Here is a 23,998-nt window from a genome sequence, read left to right as displayed (position 1 = left end):
GGGCGTAGCTCAGTTGGTAGAGCGCTGGATTGTGATTCCAGTTGTCGTGGGTTCGATTCCCATCGTCCACCCCATATTCTTCAAAGGCGCCTCGATAGCTTCTGGCGCCTTTGTTTTAAGCGTTACGCGGACGTGGTGAAATTGGTAGACACACTGGATTTAGGTTCCAGCGGCGCAAGCTGTAAGAGTTCGAGTCTCTTCGTCCGCACCATGCTTCTGTAAAGCTGTACCGCAACATCGCAAGACCGCAATATGGTGGGCGTAGCTCAGTTGGTAGAGCGCTGGATTGTGATTCCAGTTGTCGTGGGTTCGATTCCCATCGTCCACCCCATATTTCAGAAAAGGCGCCTTGATCGTGAGATCGGGCGCCTTTTTGTTTTGGCGCTCGGCCTTCCATGCGCTGAAAATGTCGTGGCGAACGCCCTCGCCGCCAATTCACATCCGCCCCCTTGCAATCCTCTAGTGGCATCCCAATAAAAGCTGTTAGATTTCAGCCGGTTGAAACACCGGTCTTTTGGCCGGCAGAGGAACAGCCGAATGATCGCAAAAGAATCCCGTCAGGCCCTGGCGCTACAGCGCTTCGCAGAGGCCAACCCGCAGTTGCTCGAGGAGATCCGCGAGCTGGATGCGCGCGAGCAGGCCCAGCAAATCGAGTGGGCGTTCGAGGACGCGGCCGAGGAGCAGGGCGTTCAGCCCTGGGAATTGGCGCTGCAATTGATTGCCGAAACCCCGGAGCAGCTGCAGGCCATGCGCCTGGAGACGCACCGCGAGGTGGCCGAGGCGCTGGGGATGGAGTGGGAAGAATATTGCCAGTTCAACGAAATCGAACCTGAATAAAGGCAGCGATTTCGCCACTGGCAGTTGTTTGACAAGGTATTTCGGCTACAGGGCGCTACGGGCGCCGTGCGGCCCCTATTGGAAGCAGGCCTGGCGGTATGCCGTGCGGGCCATGAAAGTTAATCGACCGGCGTGGTTTCCCGTCGTCCCGAGTGGGGTGACTTCTGCTGCGCGACTCACTAGAATGCTTGCCCTTGATTCTGGAGTCGGGCTAACGCCGGCTAACGTCTGTGCAACGAGGAATATCCATGCAAGTTTCTGTTGAAAACACTTCCGCTCTCGAGCGCCGCATGACCATCGCCGTTCCGGCCGAGCGCGTCGAGAACGAAGTCAACAAGCGTCTGCAGCAGACTGCCAAGCGCGCCAAGATTGCGGGCTTCCGTCCTGGTAAAGTGCCGATGAACGTGATCCGTCAGCGTTTCGAAGCTGACGCCCGTCAAGAGGCTTTCGGTGACCTGGTCCAGGCATCCTTCTACGAAGCCATCGTCGAGCAGAAGCTGAACCCGGCCGGCGCCCCTGCTGTAGAGCCGAAGTCCTTCGAAAAGGGCAAGGACCTGGAATTCGTCGCCATCTTCGAAGTGTTCCCTGAGTTCACCGTTGCCGGCCTCGAGTCGATCAGCGTCGAGCGCCTGAGCGCCGAAGTGGCTGACGCCGACCTGGACAACATGCTGGAAGTGCTGCGCAAGCAGAACACCCGTTTCGAGGCTGTCGAGCGCGCCGCGCAGAACGACGACCAGGTCAACATCGACTTCGTCGGCAAGGTCGACGGTGAAGTGTTCGCGGGTGGTTCGGCCAAGGGCACTCCGCTGGTGCTGGGTTCCGGCCGCATGATCCCGGGCTTCGAAGAAGGCCTGGTTGGCGCCAAGGCTGGCGAAGAGCGCGTTGTCAACGTGACCTTCCCAGAGGACTATCAGAACCTGGACCTGGCTGGCAAGGCTGCCGAGTTCACCATCACCGTCAACAGTGTTGCCGCCCCTGTGCTGCCAGAGCTGAACGAAGAGTTCTTCGCCCAGTTCGGGATCAAAGAGTCGACCCTGGAAGGCTTCCGCACCGAAGTTCGCAAGAACATGGAGCGTGAACTGCGCCAAGCGATCAAGACCAAGGTGAAGAACCAGGTCATGGACGGTCTGCTGGCCGCCAACCCGATCGAAGTGCCAAAGGCTTTGCTGGAAAACGAAGTCAACCGTCTGCGCGTGCAGGCCGTTCAGCAGTTCGGTGGCAACATCAAGCCTGAGCAGCTGCCAGTTGAGCTGTTCGAAGAGCAAGCCAAGCGCCGCGTAGTGCTGGGCCTGATCGTGGCCGAAGTGGTCAAGCAGTTCGAGCTGAAGCCGGATGACGCCAAGGTTCGCGAGATGATCGAAGAAATGGCTTCGGCTTACCAAGAGCCTGAGCAGGTCATCGCCTGGTACTACAAGAACGACCAGCAGATGAACGAAGTCCGTTCGGTTGTGCTGGAAGAGCAAGTTGTAGATACTGTCCTGCAGAAAGCGACTGTGACCGACAAGTCGGTCTCGTACGAAGAAGCCGTAAAACCAGCTGAGGCACCTGCCGCTGCTGAGTAACGGGCTTCTCTCGTAGGAAACCCCCACAAGCCAGCCTTCGAGCTGGCTTGTGCGTATTCAAGCCATGACTATTTGGGAGTGAGCGCAGGACATGTCCCGCAATTCTTATATTCAGCAGAGCTCTGACATCCAGGCCGCAGGCGGCCTGGTCCCGATGGTTATCGAGCAGTCCGCCCGTGGCGAACGTGCCTACGACATTTATTCGCGCCTGTTGAAGGAGCGAGTGATCTTCCTGGTCGGTCCTGTAGAAGACTACATGGCCAACCTGGTAGTGGCGCAGATGCTGTTCCTGGAAGCGGAAAACCCGGACAAGGATATCCATCTTTACATCAACTCCCCAGGCGGCTCGGTGACTGCTGGCATGTCGATCTACGACACCATGCAATTCATCAAGCCGGATGTCTCGACCATCTGCATCGGCCAGGCCTGCAGCATGGGTGCCTTCCTGTTGACCGCCGGTGCCAAGGGCAAGCGTCATTGCCTGCCTAACTCGCGGGTGATGATTCACCAGCCGCTGGGCGGCTTCCAGGGCCAGGCTACCGACATCCAGATCCACGCCCAGGAAATCCTCAGCATCAAGGCGCGTCTCAACGAGCTGCTGGCCTATCACACCGGCCAGGACCTCGAGACCATCCAGCGTGACACTGAGCGTGACAACTTCATGAGCGCCTCGCGCGCGGCCGAGTACGGCCTGATCGACTCGGTCTACGACAAGCGGCAACTGGCCTCCTGAACCGGGGCGCCAGAGCAGGCAGGCGCGCAAACCGCCTGCCTGCGGACTTGAAAAAGCCCGCAATTGCCTTCATCTTGTGTTGCAAGCCTACCGGATTGGATCGATCGAATGACTGACACCCGTAACGGCGAGGACAGCGGCAAATTGCTCTATTGCTCCTTCTGCGGCAAAAGCCAGCATGAAGTGCGCAAATTGATTGCCGGGCCCTCGGTATTTATCTGCGACGAGTGCGTCGACCTGTGCAACGACATCATCCGTGAGGAGGTGCAGGAAGCCCAGGCCGAGAGCAGCGCGCACAAATTGCCTTCGCCGAAAGAAATCAGCGGCATCCTTGACCAGTATGTGATTGGTCAGGAGCGCGCGAAGAAGGTGCTTGCCGTAGCGGTGTATAACCACTACAAGCGCCTGAACCAGCGTGACAAGAAGGGTGACGAAGTCGAACTGGGCAAGAGCAACATCCTGCTCATCGGGCCGACCGGCTCGGGCAAGACCCTGCTCGCCGAAACCCTGGCACGCCTGTTGAACGTACCGTTCACCATTGCTGACGCCACCACCCTGACCGAGGCCGGTTATGTGGGTGAGGACGTCGAGAACATCATTCAGAAGCTGTTGCAGAAGTGCGACTACGATGTGGAAAAGGCCCAGATGGGCATTGTCTACATTGACGAAATCGACAAGATCTCGCGCAAGTCGGACAACCCGTCCATCACCCGTGACGTCTCGGGCGAGGGCGTGCAGCAGGCGCTGTTGAAACTGATCGAGGGCACTGTGGCCTCAGTGCCGCCGCAAGGCGGGCGTAAACACCCGCAACAGGAATTCCTGCAGGTTGATACCCGCAATATCCTGTTCATTTGCGGTGGCGCGTTCTCGGGTCTGGAAAAAGTCATCCAGGGCCGCTCCACCAAGGGTGGCATCGGTTTTGGCGCAGAAGTGCGCAGCAAGGAAGAGGGCAAGAAGGTTGGCGAGTCCCTGCGTGAGGTCGAGCCGGACGATCTGGTCAAGTTTGGCCTGATTCCGGAATTCGTCGGCCGTCTGCCGGTGCTGGCTACCCTCGACGAGCTGGACGAGGCTGCATTGATGCAGATCCTCACCGAGCCGAAGAATGCTCTGACCAAGCAGTATGCCAAGCTGTTCGAGATGGAAAGCGTCGACCTCGAGTTCCGCAGCGATGCGCTCAAGGCCGTTGCCCGCAAGGCCCTGGAGCGCAAGACTGGCGCCCGTGGCCTGCGTTCGATCCTCGAAGGCGTGCTGCTCGACACCATGTACGAGATCCCTTCCAAAAAGGATGTCAGCAAGGTGGTGATCGACGAGAGCGTCATCGAAGGCACCTCGCAGCCGCTGATGATCTACGAAAACAGCGAGCCGCAAGCCAAGGCCGCGCCAGACGCCTGATTCAGGCAATGGCCGGTGGCGGTTGCAAGCAAGAAGGGGGCCTACGGGCCCCTTTCTGCTTTTCCTGCGCTAGCGCTTGTAATTTCCCAGGCATGCCCCCACATTAGGTCCAAGCATCATTTCCACCGGTTTCCGGCCATAAGGCCGCTGTAGAGGCGAAATCATGAAGACAACCCTCGACTTGCCTCTTTTGCCATTGCGCGATGTCGTTGTTTACCCGCACATGGTTATCCCGCTGTTCGTGGGGCGCGAAAAGTCCATCGAAGCCCTCGAGGCAGCGATGACGGGCGAAAAGCAGATCCTCCTGCTTGCCCAGAAAAACCCGGCCGACGACGACCCGGGCGAGGACGCCCTGTATCGTGTCGGTACCGTTGCCACCGTACTCCAACTGCTGAAACTGCCTGATGGCACCGTCAAGGTGCTGGTCGAGGGCGAGCAGCGCGGCGCCGTCGAACGTTTCACCGAAGTAGAAGGGCACATCCGTGCCGAAGTCTCCCTGATCGACGAAACCGACGCCGCCGAGCGCGAGTCGGAAGTGTTCGTGCGCACCTTGCTGTCGCAATTCGAGCAGTACGTGCAACTGGGTAAGAAAGTCCCTGCCGAAGTGCTGTCTTCGCTGAACAGCATCGAGGAGCCAGGGCGTCTGGTCGATACCATGGCCGCCCACATGGCCCTGAAGATCGAGCAGAAGCAGGAAATTCTCGAAATTGTCGATCTGACTACCCGTGTCGAGCACGTATTGGCGCTGCTGGATGCTGAAATCGACCTGCTGCAGGTTGAAAAGCGCATCCGCGGCCGGGTCAAGAAGCAGATGGAGCGCAGCCAGCGCGAGTACTACCTGAATGAGCAGATGAAGGCCATTCAGAAAGAACTCGGTGATGGCGATGAAGGCCACAACGAAGTCGAAGAGCTGAAAAAGCGCATCGAAGCCGCTGGCCTGCCCAAGGATGCTCTGGCCAAGGCCCAGGCAGAGCTGAACAAGCTCAAGCAGATGTCGCCAATGTCGGCCGAGGCCACTGTGGTGCGCTCGTACCTCGACTGGCTCGTGCAGGTGCCTTGGAAAGCCCAGAGCAAGGTGCGTCTGGACCTGACAAAGGCCGAGGAAATCCTCGATGCCGACCACTACGGCCTGGAAGAGGTCAAGGAACGCATTCTCGAGTACCTTGCCGTGCAGAAGCGCGTCAAGAAAATCCGCGGCCCGGTGCTCTGCCTTGTTGGCCCGCCTGGCGTCGGCAAGACCTCGCTGGCTGAATCGATCGCTGCTGCCACCAACCGCAAGTTCGTGCGCATGGCCCTCGGTGGCGTGCGTGACGAGGCAGAGATCCGTGGCCACCGCCGTACCTACATCGGCTCCATGCCTGGCCGTCTGATCCAGAAGATGACCAAGGTGGGGGTGCGCAACCCGCTGTTCCTGCTCGACGAAATCGACAAGATGGGCAGCGACATGCGTGGCGACCCGGCCTCGGCACTGCTTGAAGTGCTCGACCCGGAGCAGAACCACAATTTCAACGACCACTACCTGGAAGTCGACTACGACCTCTCGGACGTGATGTTCCTGTGCACCTCGAACTCGATGAATATCCCGCCGGCGCTGCTCGACCGGATGGAAGTCATCCGCCTGCCGGGCTACACCGAAGACGAGAAGATCAACATCGCGGTCAAATACCTGGTGCCCAAGCAGGTCAAGGCCAACGGCCTGAAGAAGGACGAGCTGGAGGTCGATGTCTCGGCGATCCGCGACATCATCCGCTATTACACCCGCGAAGCCGGTGTGCGTGGGCTGGAGCGGCAAATTGCCAAGGTCTGCCGCAAGGTCGTCAAGGAACATACCGGGCAGAAGCTGGTCAAGGTCAAGGTGGCCAGCGAGCAGCTGGAGCACCTGCTGGGTGTGCGCAAGTTCCGTTACGGCCTGGCCGAGCAGCAGGACCAGATCGGTCAGGTCACCGGCCTGGCCTGGACCCAGGTGGGTGGCGAGCTGCTGACCATCGAGGCCGTGGTCATTCCTGGCAAGGGCCAACTGATCAAGACCGGCTCGCTGGGCGATGTGATGGTCGAGTCGATCACCGCCGCACAGACCGTGGTGCGCAGCCGCGCCCGCAGCCTGGGGATTGCCGCCGACTTCCACGAGAAGCGCGACGTGCACATTCACATGCCGGAAGGCGCCACGCCGAAGGACGGCCCAAGCGCGGGTATCGGCATGTGCACTGCACTGGTGTCGGCGCTGACGCAGATTCCGGTACGTGCCGACGTGGCCATGACCGGCGAAATCACCCTGCGTGGCCAGGTACTGGCCATTGGCGGGTTGAAGGAAAAACTGCTGGCGGCACACCGTGGCGGCATCAAGACGGTGATCATTCCAGAGGAGAATGTTCGCGATCTGAAGGAGATTCCGGAAAATATCAAACAGGATCTTCAGATCAAACCGGTCAAATGGATTGACGAAGTCCTGCAAATTGCGCTGCAATACGCCCCGGAGCCCTTGCCAGATGTGGCTCCTGAGATTGTCGCGAAAGATGAAAAGCGCGACGGCGATGCTAAGGAAAGAATCAGCACGCATTAGTAGTTTTTGGCTGGGGGGCTTTCCTTGACAGTTTTTTCGGGCCCTTGCTATAAAGCGGCACGCTATTGTCATCAAGCCACCCAGCGCACGTTTCATAAGCTTTTCATTACATACTTAGAAACAAACTCATTAGAGAAATAAGGGGACTTAGAGTGAACAAGTCGGAACTGATTGACGCTATCGCTGCATCGGCTGACATTTCCAAAGCTACCGCAGGTAAGGCTTTGGACGCTGTGATCGACTCCGTAACCGGTGCCCTGAAAGCAGGCGACGACGTCGTTCTGGTTGGCTTCGGTACCTTCTCGGTCAAGGACCGCGCCGAACGTACTGGCCGCAACCCTCAAACCGGTAAGGCCATCAAGATCGAAGCCGCCAAGGTTCCAGGTTTCAAGGCTGGCAAAGGCCTGAAAGACGCCGTCAACTAAGTCGTCTTTCAGCCGGCCCCGGCCTTGCCGGGTCCGAGCACGCTGAAGGCGGGGCGCAAACGTTCCCGCCTGACACGTTTGCTAAGAAAAGGCGCATCCTCGGATGCGCCTTTCTTTTATCAGGATTCTACCCACGCTCCGCGGTTGTCGACGCAGTGGTACAGCCGTTTCTGGGGGACGCATGCTGCAAAATATCAGGGACAATTCACAAGGTTGGATTGCCAAGACCATCATCGGCCTTATCGTCGTTTTGATGGCGTTGACCGGTTTCGAAGCCATTTTCCAGGCCGCCACCCATAGCCAGGACGCCGCCAAGGTGAACGGCCAGACCATCAGCCAGAACGAGCTGGGGCAGGCTGCCGACATGCAGCGCCGTCAGTTGATGCAACAGTTGGGCAAGGATTTCGACCCAGCGCTGCTGGATGACAAATTGCTGCGTGAAGAGGCGCTCAAGGGCCTGATCAGCCGCAAGTTGCTGCTGCAAGGCGCCGAAGATGCCAAGTTTGCCTTCTCCGAGGCTGCGCTGGATCAGGTGATCCTGCAAACCCCGGAGTTCCAGGTGGACGGCAAGTTCAGTGCTGACCGCTTCGACCAGGTCATCCGCCAAATGGGCTACGGCCGCATGCAGTTCCGCGACATGCTCTCCGAGGAAATGCTCATCGGCCAGCTGCGCACCGGCTTGGCCGGCAGCAGTTTTGTCACCGACCAGCAGGTCGATGCCTTCGCTCGCCTGGAGAAGCAGACCCGTGACTTCGCCTCCCTGACCTTCAAGGCCGACCCGGCTGCGGTCAAGGTCAGCGACGAAGAGGTCAAGGCGCATTACGAGCAGCACGCCAAGGAGTTCATGTCGCCTGACCAGGTGGTGATCGACTACATCGAACTGAAGAAGTCGGCGTTCTTCGACCAGGTCAAGGTGACCGACGAAGAGCTCAAGGCCCAGTACGAGAAGGAAATCGCCAACCTGGCCGAGCAACGCCATGCCGCGCACATCCTCATCGAGGTCAACGACAAGGTCACCGACGCCCAGGCCAAGGCCCGTGCCGAAGAGATCGAGCAGCGCCTGGCCAAGGGTGAAAGCTTTGCCGCGTTGGCCAAGGAGTTCTCCCAGGACCCGGGTTCGGCCAGCAGCGGTGGTGACCTCGGCTTTGCCGGCCCGGGTGTCTACGACCCGGCGTTCGAGGACGCGCTGTACAAGCTGCAGGACGGCCAGGTCTCGGCGCCAGTGCGCACCGAGTTTGGCTACCACCTGATCAAGCTGCTGGGTGTGCAGGCGCCTGAGGTGCCGAGCTTCGCCAGCTTGAAGGACAAACTGACCCGTGACCTGAAAATCCCGCTGGTCGAGCAGCGTTACGTCGATGCCAGCAAGCAGCTGCAGGATGCTGCCTACGAGGCTTCCGACCTGGCCCAGCCGGCTCAGGACCTGAACCTCAAGGTGCAGACCTCTGCAGCCTTTGGGCGCGAGGGTGGTGAAGGCATTACCGCCAACCGTTCGGTGGTGCAGGCTGCGTTCTCCGAAGAAGTGCTGGAGGAGGCTGCCAACAGCACCGCGATCGAGCTCGACCCGGAGACCACCGTGGTATTGCGCGTCAAGGAGCACCGCAAGCCGGAGCAACTGCCGCTGGAAGCGGTGGCCAGCAACATCCGCGAACACCTGGCCAAAGAGAAGGCGACTGCCGAGCTGAAGGCCAAGGCGGACAAGCTGATTGCCGGCCTGCGTGATGGCTCCATCGCCGCAGGCAGCGTGCACGAAGGGCAAGGCTGGAAGGCCTATGAAGCAGTCACCCGTGGCGAGGACGGTATTGATCCGGCCGAACTGCAGGCGCTGTTCCGCCTGGGCAAGCCGCAAGCCAAGGACAAGCCGGTGTATGGCAGCGTAGTGCTGCGTGACGGTAGCCTGGTGGTGCTGCAGCTCAAGGGTGTCAACGAAGGCGCTACCGCCACCGACGAAGAGAAGCAGCAGATCCGCCGCTACCTCGCATCGCGTGCTGGTCAGCAGGACTTCGCGGCGTACCGCAAGCAGCTGGAAGCCAATGCTGACATCACCCGTTACTGAGGTGGTTGCTGCATGAAGGAACAGGCCGCCTCGTGCGGCCTGTTTCGTTTCAGTACCTGTGGGGGCGGGCTACCGCGAAGAGAGCGGCACAGGTGCTATAGCGCTTAGCGCTTCACCCCTTCGTGGTTATCCAGCGTATCCCGCGCAATTTCCCGTCCCAGGGCAATCAGCTCGGGCGCCTTGTAGAACTCGAAGAATCGGCACACCCGTTTGGGCACGTTGATCAGCACGTCCGGTGGGTAGCCGGCGATCTTGTATTGCGCCAGCGAAGTCTGCATGACCTCGAAGCTCTGGTTGATCAGGTCCAGCAGCGAAGCAGGCCCCACGTTGTCGATGATGAACGAGCCGGTCGCCGATTTTGGCGCGCCCTCGCGTTCCGGTGCCGCCGCCGGTTGTTGGCCTTCCGGGTCGGCGGCATCTGCCAGCCAAGGGTTTGGCGGTGCCAGGCCATCGGCAGCGATCTCCTGTTCGATACGCATCAGCTCTTCCGCCGGCTTGCGCCGGAATGGCAGGCGAGAGCCCAATGAGCTCAGCAAGGAGTCAAAACGCATCTTGAACGCCGCAGGGCGCTCAATCACCGGTAACTGGTATTGCTTCTGATTGGTGGCGTTGAGGTTGACCGCGATGATCAGGTCGCAGTGGCTGGATACCACAGGCACAATCGGCAGCGGGTTGAGGATGCCCCCGTCGACCAGCATACGGTTGCCCTGCATCACAGGGGTGAACAGGCTTGGGATGGCCGCCGAGGCGCGCATGGCCTGGTGCAGGCAGCCTTCCTGGAACCAGATTTCCTGTTGGTTGGTGAGGTCGGTTGCAACCGCTGTATAGGGGATGCGCAATTGCTCGATGTTGATTTCGCCGACGATCTTGCGGATTTGCCCGAACACCTTGTCGCCACGAATGGCACCGAGGCGAAAGCTGACGTCGACCAGGCGCAGTACATCCAGGTAATCGAGGCTCTCGATCCAGTTGCGATAGTCGCTCAGCTTGCCGGCGGCATAGATGCCGCCAACCACTGCACCCATGGAGCAGCCGGCAATGCAGGCAATGTCGTAGCCGCGCCGCTCGATTTCTTCAATCACACCGATGTGTGCATACCCCCGGGCTCCGCCTGAGCCCAGTACCAGTGCCACGCGTTTGCTCATGAATATTCCCCGTCCAGTGCAACCATGGTCCTACAATGCACCCATCACAGGCTGTGCTTCAATGTCGATCGCGCTGAGCTACTGTAATAAAACCGGCCAGGCACAGTTGGTCGGGCAGGGCACTTTTCAGCTGCCGGGGCGTCGAACAGCCACTGTTTTTTCCATTGAGGTATTACTGATGAAAGCCTGGATCTGCCTTCCACTGATTGCCTTGGCCCTTGCTGGCTGCGCAGGCAAGACGGCCTACCGTGACAGCTGCGCGACCCAGCTGGATGCCGCCTGGAAGGAATTGGACCTGGCCAAGGCCGAAGGCTTTGCCGGTGCTGTCAGTTACTCCAAGGCTTTGTCGCTGTTGACCGGGGCCAAGACCCAGCAGCAGTTCGAAGGTTATGAAAGCTGCACGCGCAAAGCCGAAAAGGCGCGCTTCTACATTCGTGAGTCGCGCGCTGGGCGCTGACCGAGGAGCGTCGTATGTCTGCCATGCTAGACCATGTCGTTGCACAGACCCTGGCGGTGCAGGTGCGGCTGCTGGCTTGCCGGGAACGCCTGGCCGCTGATACTGACAGCGAGGCCTTGCACGACCTGCGCATCAGCCTGCGGCGCTTGCGCAGCCTGCTGAGGCCCCTGCGCGGGCTGCCTGGTGTGGAGCAGTTGGAGGAGGCCGCCAGCGCGTTGGGTACCCTGACCACGCCATTGCGTGACCGCGAGGTGCTGGCAGCGGAGCTGATCGGGCGCGGCCATACTGCAGCAGGGCAGCGGCGCCTGGAAGGGCGTGGCAGGACCTTTGCCAGTGTGGCTGCCAGCCCGCAACTGACCCGGGTGCTGGCGATTGTGGACGCGTTTCCGTTGTTCTTGCGGGCGGCAGGCCGTGAGGGGCTGGTCAAGTCGCTGGACAAGCGCATTGACAAGCGCCTGGTCAAGCAGTGGCGTAGGCTGCACGAAGCCCTGCAAGACCCTGCTCACGACCGCCACCGCCTGCGCTTGCTGATCAAGCGTGCGCGCTATGGCGACGAAGCCTACCCGCAGCTCGACCATGCCGGGAAAAAACTGCAGCGCCTGCTGAAAAAGGCACAGGCAGACCTGGGCGGCTGGCATGACCGCCTGCAGTGGTTGCTGCAGGCACGCGACCATGCTGACCTGGCCCCTTGCAAGGCCGCGTGGGAGCAGGAACTGCACGAGGCGGAACGCACGGCGGATGTGACGCTGGATGCCCTGCTGCGCGCGCTGGCGCGTCGCTAGCCCGAACATTGACCGATATGCGGGCTGATCGCCTGGAGTTTGCTGGCTACGATGGGCAGACCTTATCGCTGTGGGCAGGAGCCAGCCAATGAACTTCAACCAACTGCTTGACGCCGTGCGGGCCAATCCGGATGCCGTCAGTATCCCGCCTGGCTGGGCCCAGGGTCGCGCCGCCTTTGGCGGCCTCATGGCGGCCATGGTTTATGAGGCCATGTGCCTGAAACTGTCCGACAGCCGCCCTGTGCGCTCGCTGGCCATCAGTTTCGTCGCGCCTGCTGCTGCCGATGTGCCAATCCGTTTCGAAGTGGAGGTGCTGCGCGAAGGCAAGGCGGTCAGCACATTGCTCGGCCGCGCCGTGCAGGATGGCCAGGTGGTGACCCTGGTGCAGGGTAATTTCGGTGCAGGCCGGCCTTCAGTGGTCGAGGTGCCAGCGTTACCGGCGATGGAAATGCCAGCACTCGATGACGCAGCGCCCGAGTTGCCGTATATCAAAGGCGTTACTCCGGAGTTCATGCGGCACGTGGCCTTGCGCTGGGCAGTGGGTGGGTTGCCATTCAGTGGCAATCAGTCGCGCAAGATGGGCGGTTGGGTGCGCTTGCGCGATGTGGCTGAAGAACAGGTCAATGAGGCGCATTTGCTGGCGTTGGTCGATGCCTGGCCACCCAGCCTGATGCCCTTTCTCAAACAGCCCGCAGCAGGCAGCACCCTGACCTGGACCATCGAGTTCATTCAGCCCACGGCGAAGCTGTCGACCCTGGACTGGTGCCGCTACTGCGTGGAGACCGAGCATGCGCGGGAGGGTTATGGGCATGCTGCGGCGGCGTTGTGGACGGCGGAAGGCGAATTGCTTGCCCTGAGCCGACAGACTGTGACCGTGTTTGCCTGATCAATCTTGGGAGCGCTGCGCGCTCCTTTCGCGACACAAGGCCGCTCCCACAAGGATCTCGCAATTTTCAGATTGCGCGTGATTCCTGTGGGAGCGGCCTTGCGTCGCGACTGGGCTGCAAAGCAGCCCCATGGCATCAATGGCGGTGTTTGTGCCGCTCCCGCCAGGCCTTCCACCAGGCCCCGCTCAGCACAAAGCGCGGAAAGGTAATGAACTGCTCTGTCAGCAGGCGCTGCACGGCATCCTGGCGGTTGGCAAAGGGTTCGGGCTGCTCTACCTCCAGGCGGTGGCCATGGCGCTGTAAGCCAAGGCCGGCAATCAGGGCGATCACGCCAACGGCGATCTGGCCCAGGTCCAGGGCGAAGAGGCCCGACAAAATCAGCAGGGCGCCCAGTATGAACAGCGGCACCGCAATCAGGTGCAGCACCAGATTGGCGGGGTGACGGTGGTTATTGTGATAGCCGCGCCATTGCCAGGCGGGCAGGTTGGGCAGGCGTTTGCTCATGGGCAATTCCTCTCGGTCATGCCCAAAGTCTAGTGCGGTTGCCGGGCGCAGGCCAATCGAGGCAGGCTATGGCGACTATAGCTTGAGCTGGCCAATGGCCCTGTTCAGTTCGCCGGCCAGGGTCGCCAATTCGCTACTGGTATTCGCCGAGCCCACCGTCTGCTGCACGGTCTGTTCGGTGACATCGCGGATGCTCACCACCGCCCGGTTCATTTCCTCGGCCACCTGGCTTTGCTGCTCGGCCGCCACGGCAATCTGGGTATTGCTTTCGCGCATTTGCGCCACAGCTCCGGTAATCTCGGCCAGTGCTTCGCCGGCCTCCTTGGCCTGGCGCACGCAATCGTCTGCCTTGAACGAGCTTTCCTGCATGAATTCCACGGCATCGCGGGTGCCTGATTGCAGGGCAGAGACCATGGTGGTGATTTCGTCGGTTGAGGTTTGCACGCGCTTGGCCAGGTTACGTACCTCATCGGCCACCACAGCAAAGCCGCGGCCCAGATCCCCGGCGCGCGCCGCTTCGATGGCCGCGTTGAGCGCCAACAGGTTGGTCTGCTCGGCGATGCTGTGGATCACACCGACCACGCTGTTGATTTTCTGGCTGTCGTCAGCCAGTTGGCGAATCATTTCAGCGGTTTGCTGAACACCGCTGGAAAGCCCGGAAATCGAATCCTGCACCCGGCTGACCACCTCTTGGCCGCTGCCGGCCAAGGTGTCGGCGGTTTGTGACAGGTCACGGGTGGCACCGGCATGCTGGGCAATATGGTGCACCGTCGCCGACATTTCGTTGATGGCGGTGGCGGCCTGATCAGTCTCGCTCTGCTGGCCGAGCATGCCGTGGCGGACGTTGCTCATGCTGGCGGCCAGGCGTGCGGCGCCCGAGTCCAGCTGTGCCGCAGTGTGGGCGACGGTGCTGACCACGCGGTGGTAGGTGGCCTGCATGGCATTGAAGGCGCCGGCCATCTGGCCGACCTCGTCGCCGCAGGCCAGCGGCACACGGGCAGCAAGGTCGCCGGTCTTTTCCACGTGCAGCATCACATCCTTCAACGTATTGAGCTGGCTGAGCAGGAAGCGGATCAGCAACTGCGAGGCGCCGAGCATGGCCAGCATCAGGATCAGGACGCACACCGCGTAGTTGCTGAAGCGGTCGAAAAATACCTGACGCAGGCTTGGCGACTGCGCCAGTACGGCCACCTGCTGGTCGCCGTTGCGCAAGACCTGCGCACCGCGCAACGGGTTTTCGCCGAGGATCCAGGCGCTCGGCAGCTCGACCCAACCTTGGCCGCTGCGCAGGCTATCGAGCGCTTCACCGGCGAAAATCGGCGTCTGCCCGGCCGACCAGCTGATGACGTTGGCCGTGCGTGGCAATGCTTGCCCGGCAGGCCAGGCAGCCAGCAGCTGGGCTTGCGCTGCCGCCTGCGCCTGCGCCGCTTCGGCGCGGGCGCGTTGCTCAAGGTGTACGGCGTAGAGCACCAGCAGCAGGGTCGTGACAAAGGCCACCGCATTGACGGCCCAGAATTTGTACTTCAGGGAAACATTGCTAAGCCAGGCACCCATGGGCAGGTCTTCTCTGAGTTGAGCGGAAACAGTATTCGCAAGGTGCCATCATTGTGCCTGCATCTACTCAGCCAGATGTTGACCCATATCAACAGCCCGCGCACAGGGCTCAGGGGAGCCGGAAAAACGCCCGCGCCGTTGCGGTGGTATGCGCCGCCGTGTGCTCGACCGATTCGCCCCGATGCAGCGCCACTTCGCGCAACACCTCCGGCAGAAATGCTGGCTCGTTGCGCCCATTCTTCGGCTTGGGCCGCAGGCTGCGTGGCAGCAGGTAGGGGGCATCGCTCTCCAGCATCAGCCGCCCTTCGGCAATGTTGCCTACCAGTGGATGCAGGTGGGTGCCACGGCGTTCATCGCAGATCCAGCCGGTAATGCCAATGTGCAGGTCCATGTCCAGATAGGCGAACAGCGCCTCGCGCTCGCCGGTAAAGCAGTGCACCACCGCGCCGCTCAGGTGGTCGCGGTAATGCTTGAGGATCGAAAGCAAGCGCTCGCTGGCGTCGCGCTCGTGCAGGAACACCGGCAGGCGCAGCTCTGCGGCCAGCGCCAACTGGGCTTCCAGGGCTTGTTCCTGCAGTGGGCGAGGGGAGAAGTCGCGGTTGAAATCCAGGCCGCATTCGCCCACGGCGCGCACGCGCGGCTCATTCAACAACTGGCGTAACTGGCGCTCGCTGCCGGCATCCCAGGACTTGGCATCGTGGGGGTGCACGCCCGCTGTGGCGAACAGGTGCGCACCGCTTGCATCCAACTGCTGGCACAGCTCCAGCGCCTGTTCACTGACTGCCAGGCTGGTGCCTGTCAGCACCATTTGTGTGACCCCGGCCTCAAGGGCGCGCTCGACGATTGCCGCCTGCTGGTCGTGGAAACTGCTGTTCGTCAGGTTGACGCCGATATCGATCAGTTGCATGGTGCTATCTCGTGCCGCGGGGCGGCCAGCATAGCAAAATCCGCGTTTTTCTGAAAAAACCAAGAACTTCATGCTGTTGCCGTGGTCTTTTACCGTCATTTCTCACTTGGCGGTTCAACCCATGGATACCGCCCAACCACCACGGACACGTTTTGGCATGCTGCGATGCTGGCTTGTTTTTCTGCTGACGCTGGGCCTGACCCTGACCGGCCCGGCCCAGGCGCGCGCGCCGGGGCCGCAGCAGAACATACCACCCGCCAAGGTGCGTGACCTGCAGCAGGTTCGCACCAGCAAAGTGCTGCGGGTGCTGGTCAACCAGAGCCGTAACAGCTCTGGCGAGGTCAAGGGCGAGCCAGTTGGCATCGAGTACTATCGCCTGCGTGCCCTGGAGCATTACCTCAATGCCCGCAACGCGGACGACCAGCAGATCCAGCTAAAGCTCATCCCACGTGCCAAGGAGCAGTTGCTGGGCGCTCTGGCCCGCGGGGAGGGTGACCTGGCTGCGCCGGGCGAGCTGCTCGACCCTGGCACGGTACGCGGGGTCAGCAGCACTGCGCCGATACTCGACCAGGTGCCGTTGACGCTGGTGGGGCGCAAAGGCGAGCGAAGCTTCAGCAAGGTCGAACAGCTGTCCGGGCGTACCGTGGCCTTGACCAGCGCGAGTGCCGCCGGCCCGCTGATCCAGCAGGTCAACCAGCAACTGGCGCTGCGCAAGCGGCCGCCGATCAAGGTGGAGTGGGTTGACTCCACGTTGGCGGTGGAGGATGTACTGGAAATGGTGCAGGCAGGCATCTACCACCTTACCGTTGTCGAACAGCCGATTGCCCGGCGCTGGGCGCGGGTTATGCCGCGCCTGCGGCTGGACAGCCGTGTGCGCCTGGGGCCACCGCAAGCCATGCGCTGGTATGTGGGGCGCGATGCGCCGCAGCTGTTGGCCACGGTCGATCACTTTCTGCGAGGTTACCGCGCGCCAGACAATCAGGATGCCGCGTTCGAGCGCATCTACCGGCGCCAGTACCGGGTGCACAACCCATTGGCCAGCAAGGACCGCCAGCGGCTGGCCTCGGTGCGGGCAGTGCTGCAGAAGCATGGTCAGGCGCAGCAGATCGACTGGCTCAACCTGGCGGCGCTGGCTTTCAAGGAATCGACGCTCAACCCGGCCGCACGCGGCACGGGCGGTGCCCATGGCCTGATGCAGATTACCCCTTCGGCGGCCCAGCGCGTGGGGGTAAGCAACACCGCCACGGTAGATGGCAATGTACAGGCCAGCGCACGCTACCTGGCCCTGATTCGGCGTAAGTTCTTTGCCAGCCCCAGAATCAACGAGCGTGAGCGCATGGCCTTTGTGCTGGCGGCTTACAACCTCGGCCCCGAGCGCGTTCAGGCCATGCGCGCCGAAGCCCGGCGGCGCGGCCTTAACGGCAATCAGTGGTTCTTCCAGACCGAACGCATCGCCATGGAGCAGGTAGGCATGGGGCCGGTCAACTTCGTCAACAGTGTCAACAAGTACTTTTTGGCATTCAACCGCGAGCGGGCCGTGCTGGAGCGCGTAGCGAAGCGTTGATAAATGATTTTGCTGGCGTGCTTTTGCTTGCAGCTTGCAGCTTGCAACTTGTAGCTCATCGCTCTAGCATACCGCCTGCGCCGATTTAAACAGCTACTTGCGGGGCGCAGGAAAGCCCCACCTCCGGGCCATCCGAAATACCGCTAAAGCGCTGGTTCGGTGACGCCTCCCACCGCTGCCCAGCGGGATTCGCGAGGCGGAGAGAAGCTCCATGAGTTGTCCACGTACCAGTGTCTGTTTGAGCCCTTTGCCTGCCAGCCAGGCCACCCGCACACCGCGCATTCTGCTCGGTGGTCAGCATCAGCCCACCCTTTTGCGTCATCTCGAAGGCCTGTCCCGGCGCAAGGGCCAGGCGCGTGCCTTTCTGATCCAGTTCGCTGAAATCGGCTGCCACCTGGCGCAATACGGCAATGACCGTTTCGACCTGGCCGTAATTCAGGCCCCGGCGCCGGGCGAGGCCGCAGAAGTCATTGGCCACCTCACCCGCATCGCGCGCCAAGGCCTTATTACCCGCCGCTGAGGAGTGCGCTGTTGAGTACCAACATCATCACCACGCAAGGCCATGAGGCGCTGAAGAAAGAACTGGACCACCTGTGGCGGGTATATCGCCCGGAGATCACCCAGAAGGTTGCCTGGGCCGCGTCGCTGGGCGACCGCAGCGAGAATGCCGACTATCAGTACAACAAGAAGCTGTTGCGCGAAATCGACCGCCGGGTGCGTTACCTGCGCAAGCGTCTTGAAGATGTAAAAGTGGTGGCCTACTCGCCTCAGCAGGAAGGCAAGGTATTTTTTGGTGCCTGGGTCGAAGTCGAGAATGACGATGGCGAGACCATGAAATTTCGCATTGTCGGCTATGACGAGATCTACGGGCGCAACGATTACATCTCGATCGACTCGCCCATGGCGCGCGCCTTGCTCAAGAAGGAGGAGGGCGATGAGGTAGTGGTGCACACGCCTACCGGTGAAGCGACCTGGTATGTCAACAGTATCAGTTACGGCCAATAAATTGATGTTACCTGCACCGCCCACCAGCAGCGCCCCCGCCAGCGGCAACGCCAGCAGCCACGGGTGCGGGCTCCACTGCAAGTCGAAGGCATAGCGGTACAGCACCAGGGTAATCAGTTCACAGCCCACTGCGGCCAACAATCCGCTGGTTGCCCCCAGCAAGCCGAACTCGATACGCCGTGCCTTGACCAGCAATGGCCGCCCGGCCCCCAGCGCACGGAGCAAGGCACCCTGGCGAATGCGTTCATCCAGCGTTGCCTGCAAACCGGCAAACAGCACCGCCAGCCCGGCAGCCAGCACAAAGACCAGTACATACTCCACTGCCAGGGTCACCTGGGCGAGGATGCTGCGCAGTTGGTCGAGCAAGGCATCCACCTGCAAGATGGTCACTGCCGGGAATGCCCGTGACAGCGCCACCACGTCCAGGTCGTGGCCCGGCGCCAGATAGAAGCTGGTCAGGTAGGTGGTCGGTAGCCCCTGCAGCGTGCCGGGCTGGAAGATCATGTAGAAGTTTGGCTGGAAGCTGTCCCAGTGCACGCTGCGAAGGCTGCTGACCCGCGCTTGGCGCTGCTGGCCGCCGATGTCGAAGGTCAGCAGGTCGCCCATTTTAAGCTTCAGGCTGCTGGCCAGCTCGGCCTCCACCGAAACGCCAGGGGTCTCGTCGTCGGCGGGCAAGGCTTGCCACCAGTTGCCGGCGGTCAGTGCATTGCCTTCGGGCAGCTCGGCGGCCCAGGTCAGGCTGAGGTCGCGCTGCACGGCGCGCTCACCCGCCGAATCCTTGCTGACGATTTGCTGTACCGGTTGCTGGTTGATTTGCACCAGGCGCCCGGGCGTTACCGGGTATAGCGGTGCTGAAGTGGCATTGACCTGATGCAGCCGTTCAGCGAACGGTTCACGGTCATCCGGCAGGATGTTCAGGGCGAAATGGTTGGGGGCATCCTTTGGCAACTGAGCTTGCCAGGTGTCGAGCAGTTCTGCGCGTAGCAGGGCGACCAACCCCATGGCGAGCAGGATCAGGCCGAAGGCCAAGGCCTGGCCGGCGGCTGCCGTGGGGTGGCGCAGCAACTGGCCCAGCCCCAGGCGCCAGGCCAGTGGTGCGCCGGCCAACAGCCGGCGCAGGCTGCGCAAACCGAGCAAAAGCAAGCCACCGAGCAGTAGCGCGGCGACCAGCCCGCCACCGAGCAGGGCGAAGGTGAGCAGCAGGTCAAGGCTCAGGCGCCACATGATCAGGCCCAAGGCAAACAGTGCGGCGCCGTACACCAACCAGCTGCTCGGTGGTATCGGCAACAGATCACGGCGCAGCACCCGCAGTGGCGGGACTTGGCCCAAGGCAGCAATCGGCGGCAGGGCGAAGCCGGCCAGTGCAACCAGCCCGGTGCCGATGCCAGCCAGGGCAGGGACGATGCCGCCGGCCGGCACCACGCTCGGCAGCAGGCCGTGCAGCAAGCGGAACAGGCCCAGCTGTGCCAGCCAGCCGAGCAGGGCGCCGGCAAAGGCGGCGACCAGGCCGAGCATGGCCAACTGCAGGCAATACAGGCCCAGTGCCTGGCGGCGTGAGAGCCCCAGGCAGCGCAGCAGCGCGCTGGCATCCAGGCGCCGAGCGGCATAACGGCTGGCCGACAGGGCCACGGCGACCCCGGCCAGCAGCACCGCCACCAGACTCGCCATGTTCAGGTAGCGTTCGGCCTTGCCCAAGGCGCCACCGATCTGCTGGTTGCCATCGCGTGTGTCGCGCAAGCGCTGGTTGGCGGCCAGGTCTTTTTCCACGGCCTGGCGGTATTGGGCCAGTGCCTCGGCATCGCCGCGCCACAGGTCGCGGTAGGTAACCCGGCTGCCAGGCTGGATAACACCGGTGGCTTCCAGGTCGGCCAGGTTCATCATCACCCTTGGGGTAAGGCTGTAGAAGTTGTTGGCGCGGTCCGGTTCGTAAGTAAGCACACGGCTCATGCGCAGGGTTTTCATGCCTACGTCGATGCTGTCGCCAATCGCCAGCCCCAGCGCCGCCAACAGGCGGGGCTCGACCCACGCCTCGCCAGGTGCCGGGCCGCCACCAGGTATTTCCTCTGCATAGGGCGCCGGTGCGCTGCGTACCTGCCCGCGCAATGGGTAGGCAGCGTCGGCGGCCTTGACGCTGGACAACTGGATGCCGTTGTCGCCGCCCACCACACTGGTGAACTCGATCACCTGCGCGTGGCGCAAGCCAAGTGCCGTGCCGGTAGCGATCTGTTGCTCGCGAGCGGGGGCACTGCCCTGTAGCACCAGGTCGGCGCCCAGGAATTCGCTGGCGCGCAGTTGCATGGCGCCATTCAGGCGTGCACCGAAGTAGCCGATGGCGGTGCTGGCTGCCACCGCCACCAGCAGGGCGAAGAACAGCACGCGTACTTCGCTGGCGCGAAGGTCGCGTAGCAACTGGCGCAGGGCCAGGCCGTACAGGCGGGACAACGGCATATGTTTCATCAAGCCTCCACCGGGGCCACCAAGCGCCCCGCATCCAGGCGGATCTGGCGGCGGCAGCGTCGGGCCAGGCGTTCGTCATGGGTGACCAGCACCAGGGTAGTACCGCGCTCTTTGTTCAGTTCAAACAACAAGTCGCTGATGCGCTCGCCTGTGTGGCTGTCGAGGTTGCCGGTGGGTTCGTCGGCAAACAACACCGCAGGCTGCGCGGCGAAGGCGCGGGCGATGGCTACCCGCTGCTGTTCGCCGCCCGACAGTTGGCGCGGGGTGTGGCTCAGGCGCTTGCCCAGGCCGACCCGTTCCAGCAGGCTGCGCGCCTGTTCGCGGGCGTCGCGGCGGCCGTCCAGTTCCAGTGGCAGCATCACGTTCTCCAGCGCATTCAGGCTGTCGAGCAGCTGGAATGACTGGAACACAAAGCCCACATGTTCGGCACGTACCCGGGCGCGCTGGTCTTCATCCAGTGGCCCCAGGTCGGTGCCGGCGAGGAGGACTTTGCCCGCGCTGGGCTGGTCGAGGCCGGCGAGTAGGCCGAGCAGGGTCGACTTGCCCGAGCCCGAGGCGCCGACGATGGCCAGGCTGTCGCCTTTGGCCAGCTCGAGGGAGAGTGCGTGGAGGATGGTAAGGTCACCTTCCGCGCTGGGGACCACTTTGCTAAGGTTCTGCGCAACGAGTATGTTGGGGCCCATGGAGAATCCGATGCGAGTGTGGTGGTTGAGTGCCGGTCTGGCCCTGTATTGCCTGGCCCAGAGCGCGGCGGCGGGAACACTGCTGGTTGTTGGCGATAGTATCAGCGCCGGTTTTGGCCTGGATACCCGCCAGGGTTGGGTCACCCTGTTGCAGACCCGTCTCAAGGACGAAGGTTTCGACGACAAAGTGATCAATGCGTCAATCAGTGGCGACACCAGCGCAGGTGGCCAGGCGCGGCTTCCGGCGCTGCTTGCCGCGCATAAACCGGACCTGGTGGTGCTGGAGCTGGGCGGCAACGATGGCCTGCGGGGGCAGCCGCCCGCGCAATTGCAACAAAATCTTGCCTCGATGATCGGGAGCGCGCGGCAGGCCGGCGCCAAGGTGCTGCTGCTGGGCATGCGCCTGCCACCCAATTACGGCGTGCGCTATACCACCGCTTTTGCCAAGGTGTATGAGCAGCTGGCCGCGGACATGCAGGTGCCGTTGGTGCCGTTTTTCCTCGAAGGGGTAGGAGGGGTGCCCGAATTGATGCAGGCCGATGGCATCCACCCGGCCCAGGGTGCCCAGCAGCGCCTGCTGGAAAATGCCTGGCCGGCGATAAAACCCTTGCTGTGATGCTTTAAACGGGGCGGGCTTTCGGCTAATGTTGCGCCCCCCGTTTCGAGTGCACCCGATGCCGCGCCCTGCCTGGTCCCTGTATGCCTATCAACTGATCGAGCCCGACGAGCAGCTCGACCTGTTCGCCTGCCAGGAAATCCGTGTCCACCTGGTGGCCCGCCAGCTTGAGCTGGGCGTGCCGGTAGACCGTACCTTGTGCGGCGGTCTGCTGCCAGCGCAGCCGCGTTGGTCAGGGGTGCCGCGCGCGATCTACCGCGACAGCCGCCTGTGTGACTTGTGCCGTGCCATCCTCGACGCTCAACGGCGCGGCATGCGCCCGGTCTGGCCAGAGCTGCAAGCCAGCTGAACGGCACGCACCTTTCATCATCTGAAACGCTTGCATCGCGCCAATGCCTCCCGCTTGCATCGGTGCGGGTGTACAATCGATCCTCTTGACCCACCTTTCGAAGGATTTACCGGATGTTGCCGCGCTTTCCTGCCGTCACCCGTAGCCTGTCCCTGGCCGCCCTGCTGGTAGCGGGCCCCGCTGCTGCGCTGGAGCTGCCACTGCCACCGCCCGGTGAAGACATCGTCGGCCAGGTGCATGTGATCAAGGCAAAGTACGAGGACACGTTCGCCGACATCGGCACCGCCAACGACCTCGGCTACCTGGAAATGATTGCCGCCAACCCGGGTGTCGACCCTTGGCTGCCGGGCGCCGGTACCGAGATCATCCTGCCGACCCGCTACGTACTGCCGCCGGGCCCGCGTGAAGGCATTGTCATCAACCTGGCCGAGTACCGCCTGTACTACTACCCGAAAGGGCAGAACGTGGTGCATACCTTCCCGCTGGGCATTGGCCGTGAGGGTTGGGGTTCGCCGATCGCCAACACCAAGATCACCGCCAAGACGCCGAATCCGACCTGGACGCCACCCGCTTCGATCCGCAAAGAGCACGCGGCGGACGGTGACATCCTGCCGACTGTGGTACCGGCTGGCCCTGATAACCCGCTGGGGCCGTTCAAGTTTACCTTGGGCGTGCCGGGCTACTTGATCCATGGATCGAACAAGAAGTTCGGCATTGGCATGCGTACCAGCCACGGCTGCTTCCGGATGCTCAACAACAACGTGCTGGAACTGTCGAAGATGGTGCCTGTGGGCACTCCGGTGCGCATCATCAATGAGCCTTACAAGTTCGGTATCAGCGGCGGCAAGGTCTATCTGGAGGCGCACACGCCGCTGGACGATCAGGGTAACCCTTCGGTGGTCGACAAACACACCGCAGTTATCAATGCGCTGCTCAAGCGTGAAGACTTGGCCAATAACCTGCGCATGAACTGGGACATGGTGCGTGACGTGGTGGCTGCAGAAGATGGCATGCCGGTAGAAATTGCCGTGCCGGTCGAGACCCAGGGTGGCGCGCCAATGGTGTCGAGCATTCCGCCTGAACTGCAGTAAGGTAATTGCGACACATCACGGCCCGCCTAAGTGCGGGCCTTTTCGTGAATGTCGGGCGTGTTTGCCTGGCTGGCAGGCAATAAAAAAGCCGACCCACAAGTGGGTCGGCTTCTTAACAATCCGTGAGGATTATTACTTGCGGCTGGCTTTGTCCAGCATACGCAGAGCGCGCTCGTTGGCTTCGTCAGCGGTCTGCTGAGCCTTCTGAGCGGCTGCCAGTGCGTCGTCAGCCTTACGGTAGGCTTCGTCAGCACGAGCTTGAGCGCGAGCTGCTGCGTCTTCAGTCGCAGTCAGACGAGCTTCGGTTTCTTTGGATACGCTGCTGCAACCGGTAGCCAGAACTGCGGCCAGAGCCAGAGCAGAGAATTTCAGAACGTTGTTCATCGTGTTCCCCTTCAAGGACTTTCTATTAAAGAGCCATCTCTCAGGAAAGAG

At 61.9% G+C, this 23,998-nt stretch carries 22 protein-coding genes, 2 tRNA genes and 1 pseudogene; 18 read left to right on the top strand and 7 right to left on the bottom strand.

Translation table 11 applies throughout. The features are described from left to right. Positions 1–126 precede the first annotated feature (126 nt). The 9 genes from AC07XM_RS05100 (at position 127) to AC07XM_RS05060 (ending at position 9,562) form a co-directional block, all read left to right on the top strand. A tRNA-Leu gene (locus AC07XM_RS05100) sits at positions 127–211 on the top strand. Positions 212–255: 44 nt separating this feature from the next. Next, positions 256–331: transfer RNA gene (locus AC07XM_RS05095), tRNA-His, on the top strand. A 206-nt stretch (positions 332–537) separates the two neighbouring features. After that, complete coding sequence (locus AC07XM_RS05090; protein ID WP_016485883.1) at positions 538–837, top strand: DUF6388 family protein; 300 nt, start codon at positions 538–540, stop codon at positions 835–837. Positions 838–1,085: 248 nt separating this feature from the next. Then, positions 1,086–2,399 carry a trigger factor gene (gene tig, locus AC07XM_RS05085; RefSeq protein WP_016485884.1) on the top strand — a complete coding sequence of 438 codons (1,314 nt, stop codon included), beginning with the start codon at positions 1,086–1,088 and terminating at the stop codon, positions 2,397–2,399. Between the two features lie 91 nt (positions 2,400–2,490). Beyond that, on the top strand, positions 2,491–3,132 hold the full coding sequence (clpP, locus tag AC07XM_RS05080) for an ATP-dependent Clp endopeptidase proteolytic subunit ClpP (protein WP_012271562.1): 642 nt from the start codon (positions 2,491–2,493) through the stop codon (positions 3,130–3,132). A gap of 108 nt (positions 3,133–3,240) precedes the next feature. Beyond that, positions 3,241–4,524 carry an ATP-dependent Clp protease ATP-binding subunit ClpX gene (gene clpX, locus AC07XM_RS05075; protein WP_016485885.1) on the top strand — a complete coding sequence of 428 codons (1,284 nt, stop codon included), beginning with the start codon at positions 3,241–3,243 and terminating at the stop codon, positions 4,522–4,524. A 163-nt stretch (positions 4,525–4,687) separates the two neighbouring features. Further along, entirely contained in the window at positions 4,688–7,084 is a 2,397-nt protein-coding gene (gene lon, locus AC07XM_RS05070; protein ID WP_060518931.1) for an endopeptidase La, read from the top strand. A 152-nt stretch (positions 7,085–7,236) separates the two neighbouring features. After that, positions 7,237–7,509: an HU family DNA-binding protein gene (locus tag AC07XM_RS05065; protein WP_016485887.1), complete on the top strand. Its 273-nt coding sequence runs from the start codon at positions 7,237–7,239 to the stop codon at positions 7,507–7,509. A gap of 181 nt (positions 7,510–7,690) precedes the next feature. Then, positions 7,691–9,562, top strand: a complete 1,872-nt coding sequence (locus AC07XM_RS05060) for a SurA N-terminal domain-containing protein (protein ID WP_102689533.1) — start codon at positions 7,691–7,693, stop codon at positions 9,560–9,562. Between the two features lie 104 nt (positions 9,563–9,666). Here the strand turns inward: AC07XM_RS05060 and AC07XM_RS05055 are convergent, their stop codons facing one another. After that, the gene (locus AC07XM_RS05055) at positions 9,667–10,707 is read right to left on the bottom strand and encodes a patatin-like phospholipase family protein (RefSeq protein WP_016485889.1); all 1,041 of its coding nucleotides are present in this window, start codon (positions 10,705–10,707) and stop codon (positions 9,667–9,669) included. Positions 10,708–10,885: 178 nt separating this feature from the next. Between AC07XM_RS05055 and AC07XM_RS05050 the strand changes: the two genes are divergently transcribed. From AC07XM_RS05050 to AC07XM_RS05040, 3 genes are all read left to right on the top strand, one after another. Next, positions 10,886–11,164 carry a lipoprotein gene (locus AC07XM_RS05050; RefSeq protein ID WP_003250254.1) on the top strand — a complete coding sequence of 93 codons (279 nt, stop codon included), beginning with the start codon at positions 10,886–10,888 and terminating at the stop codon, positions 11,162–11,164. 14 nt (positions 11,165–11,178) lie between these two features. Beyond that, the gene (locus tag AC07XM_RS05045) at positions 11,179–11,946 is read left to right on the top strand and encodes a CHAD domain-containing protein (RefSeq protein WP_024717591.1); all 768 of its coding nucleotides are present in this window, start codon (positions 11,179–11,181) and stop codon (positions 11,944–11,946) included. An 88-nt stretch (positions 11,947–12,034) separates the two neighbouring features. After that, entirely contained in the window at positions 12,035–12,832 is a 798-nt protein-coding gene (locus AC07XM_RS05040; RefSeq protein WP_016485890.1) for an acyl-CoA thioesterase, read from the top strand. Between the two features lie 136 nt (positions 12,833–12,968). Here the strand turns inward: AC07XM_RS05040 and AC07XM_RS05035 are convergent, their stop codons facing one another. The 3 genes from AC07XM_RS05035 to AC07XM_RS05025 all read right to left on the bottom strand — a co-directional run bounded on the left by AC07XM_RS05035 (position 12,969) and on the right by AC07XM_RS05025 (position 15,798). Next, positions 12,969–13,337, bottom strand: coding sequence for an Mpo1-like protein (locus tag AC07XM_RS05035; protein WP_016485891.1), 369 nt, complete (start codon positions 13,335–13,337; stop codon positions 12,969–12,971). Between the two features lie 75 nt (positions 13,338–13,412). After that, the gene (locus tag AC07XM_RS05030) at positions 13,413–14,891 is read right to left on the bottom strand and encodes a methyl-accepting chemotaxis protein (RefSeq protein WP_060518920.1); all 1,479 of its coding nucleotides are present in this window, start codon (positions 14,889–14,891) and stop codon (positions 13,413–13,415) included. Between the two features lie 109 nt (positions 14,892–15,000). After that, entirely contained in the window at positions 15,001–15,798 is a 798-nt protein-coding gene (locus AC07XM_RS05025; RefSeq protein ID WP_016485893.1) for a TatD family hydrolase, read from the bottom strand. Positions 15,799–15,955: 157 nt separating this feature from the next. Between AC07XM_RS05025 and AC07XM_RS05020 the strand changes: the two genes are divergently transcribed. From AC07XM_RS05020 to greB, 3 genes are all read left to right on the top strand, one after another. Then, the gene (locus AC07XM_RS05020; RefSeq protein ID WP_016485894.1) at positions 15,956–17,362 is read left to right on the top strand and encodes an MltF family protein; all 1,407 of its coding nucleotides are present in this window, start codon (positions 15,956–15,958) and stop codon (positions 17,360–17,362) included. A gap of 211 nt (positions 17,363–17,573) precedes the next feature. Next, on the top strand, positions 17,574–17,882 hold the full coding sequence (locus tag AC07XM_RS05015) for a hypothetical protein (RefSeq protein WP_016485895.1): 309 nt from the start codon (positions 17,574–17,576) through the stop codon (positions 17,880–17,882). A gap of 11 nt (positions 17,883–17,893) precedes the next feature. Further along, complete coding sequence (greB, locus tag AC07XM_RS05010) at positions 17,894–18,367, top strand: transcription elongation factor GreB (protein WP_016485896.1); 474 nt, start codon at positions 17,894–17,896, stop codon at positions 18,365–18,367. A 9-nt stretch (positions 18,368–18,376) separates the two neighbouring features. Here the strand turns inward: greB and AC07XM_RS05005 are convergent. Next, positions 18,377–20,824 (bottom strand): annotated as a pseudogene (locus tag AC07XM_RS05005) (ABC transporter permease); the annotation flags it as partial. Then, positions 20,824–21,507: an ABC transporter ATP-binding protein gene (locus tag AC07XM_RS05000; RefSeq protein WP_016485898.1), complete on the bottom strand. Its 684-nt coding sequence runs from the start codon at positions 21,505–21,507 to the stop codon at positions 20,824–20,826. The pseudogene AC07XM_RS05005 and the gene AC07XM_RS05000, both read right to left, overlap by 1 nt. Positions 21,508–21,517: 10 nt before the next feature. On the opposite strand from AC07XM_RS05000, the gene AC07XM_RS04995 reads away from it, so the two are divergent. From AC07XM_RS04995 to AC07XM_RS04985, 3 genes are all read left to right on the top strand, one after another. After that, positions 21,518–22,123, top strand: coding sequence for an arylesterase (locus tag AC07XM_RS04995; RefSeq protein ID WP_016485899.1), 606 nt, complete (start codon positions 21,518–21,520; stop codon positions 22,121–22,123). Positions 22,124–22,181: 58 nt separating this feature from the next. After that, entirely contained in the window at positions 22,182–22,472 is a 291-nt protein-coding gene (locus AC07XM_RS04990) for a hypothetical protein (protein WP_016485900.1), read from the top strand. 113 nt (positions 22,473–22,585) lie between these two features. After that, a complete protein-coding gene (locus tag AC07XM_RS04985) occupies positions 22,586–23,563 on the top strand; it encodes a L,D-transpeptidase family protein (protein WP_016485901.1) in 978 nt (325 codons plus the stop codon). 132 nt (positions 23,564–23,695) lie between these two features. On the opposite strand, the gene oprI is transcribed toward AC07XM_RS04985, so the two are convergent. Continuing rightward, positions 23,696–23,947, bottom strand: coding sequence for an outer membrane lipoprotei OprI (oprI, locus tag AC07XM_RS04980; protein WP_003259780.1), 252 nt, complete (start codon positions 23,945–23,947; stop codon positions 23,696–23,698). Positions 23,948–23,998 lie beyond the last annotated feature (51 nt).

Source organism: Pseudomonas sp. GW460-LB5, assembly GCF_059423245.1.
This window is presented reverse-complemented; position numbering and strand designations above follow the sequence as displayed.

What these genes read in the sequence shown, in the direction of transcription:
- AC07XM_RS05015 (WP_016485895.1), top strand. Translation starts at nt 17,574, where the DNA reads ATGAGTTGTCCACGTACCAGTGTCTGTTTGAGCCCTTTGCCTGCCAGC.
- AC07XM_RS05060 (WP_102689533.1), top strand. Translation starts at nt 7,691, where the DNA reads ATGCTGCAAAATATCAGGGACAATTCACAAGGTTGGATTGCCAAGACC.
- tig (WP_016485884.1), top strand. Translation starts at nt 1,086, where the DNA reads ATGCAAGTTTCTGTTGAAAACACTTCCGCTCTCGAGCGCCGCATGACC.
- AC07XM_RS04990 (WP_016485900.1), top strand. Translation starts at nt 22,182, where the DNA reads ATGCCGCGCCCTGCCTGGTCCCTGTATGCCTATCAACTGATCGAGCCC.
- AC07XM_RS05030 (WP_060518920.1), bottom strand. Translation starts at nt 14,891, where the DNA reads ATGGGTGCCTGGCTTAGCAATGTTTCCCTGAAGTACAAATTCTGGGCC.
- lon (WP_060518931.1), top strand. Translation starts at nt 4,688, where the DNA reads ATGAAGACAACCCTCGACTTGCCTCTTTTGCCATTGCGCGATGTCGTT.
- AC07XM_RS05020 (WP_016485894.1), top strand. Translation starts at nt 15,956, where the DNA reads ATGCTGCGATGCTGGCTTGTTTTTCTGCTGACGCTGGGCCTGACCCTG.
- clpX (WP_016485885.1), top strand. Translation starts at nt 3,241, where the DNA reads ATGACTGACACCCGTAACGGCGAGGACAGCGGCAAATTGCTCTATTGC.
- AC07XM_RS05055 (WP_016485889.1), bottom strand. Translation starts at nt 10,707, where the DNA reads ATGAGCAAACGCGTGGCACTGGTACTGGGCTCAGGCGGAGCCCGGGGG.
- AC07XM_RS04985 (WP_016485901.1), top strand. Translation starts at nt 22,586, where the DNA reads ATGTTGCCGCGCTTTCCTGCCGTCACCCGTAGCCTGTCCCTGGCCGCC.
- AC07XM_RS05050 (WP_003250254.1), top strand. Translation starts at nt 10,886, where the DNA reads ATGAAAGCCTGGATCTGCCTTCCACTGATTGCCTTGGCCCTTGCTGGC.
- oprI (WP_003259780.1), bottom strand. Translation starts at nt 23,947, where the DNA reads ATGAACAACGTTCTGAAATTCTCTGCTCTGGCTCTGGCCGCAGTTCTG.
- AC07XM_RS05000 (WP_016485898.1), bottom strand. Translation starts at nt 21,507, where the DNA reads ATGGGCCCCAACATACTCGTTGCGCAGAACCTTAGCAAAGTGGTCCCC.
- AC07XM_RS05045 (WP_024717591.1), top strand. Translation starts at nt 11,179, where the DNA reads ATGTCTGCCATGCTAGACCATGTCGTTGCACAGACCCTGGCGGTGCAG.
- AC07XM_RS05040 (WP_016485890.1), top strand. Translation starts at nt 12,035, where the DNA reads ATGAACTTCAACCAACTGCTTGACGCCGTGCGGGCCAATCCGGATGCC.
- AC07XM_RS05035 (WP_016485891.1), bottom strand. Translation starts at nt 13,337, where the DNA reads ATGAGCAAACGCCTGCCCAACCTGCCCGCCTGGCAATGGCGCGGCTAT.
- AC07XM_RS05025 (WP_016485893.1), bottom strand. Translation starts at nt 15,798, where the DNA reads ATGCAACTGATCGATATCGGCGTCAACCTGACGAACAGCAGTTTCCAC.
- AC07XM_RS05090 (WP_016485883.1), top strand. Translation starts at nt 538, where the DNA reads ATGATCGCAAAAGAATCCCGTCAGGCCCTGGCGCTACAGCGCTTCGCA.
- AC07XM_RS04995 (WP_016485899.1), top strand. Translation starts at nt 21,518, where the DNA reads ATGCGAGTGTGGTGGTTGAGTGCCGGTCTGGCCCTGTATTGCCTGGCC.
- clpP (WP_012271562.1), top strand. Translation starts at nt 2,491, where the DNA reads ATGTCCCGCAATTCTTATATTCAGCAGAGCTCTGACATCCAGGCCGCA.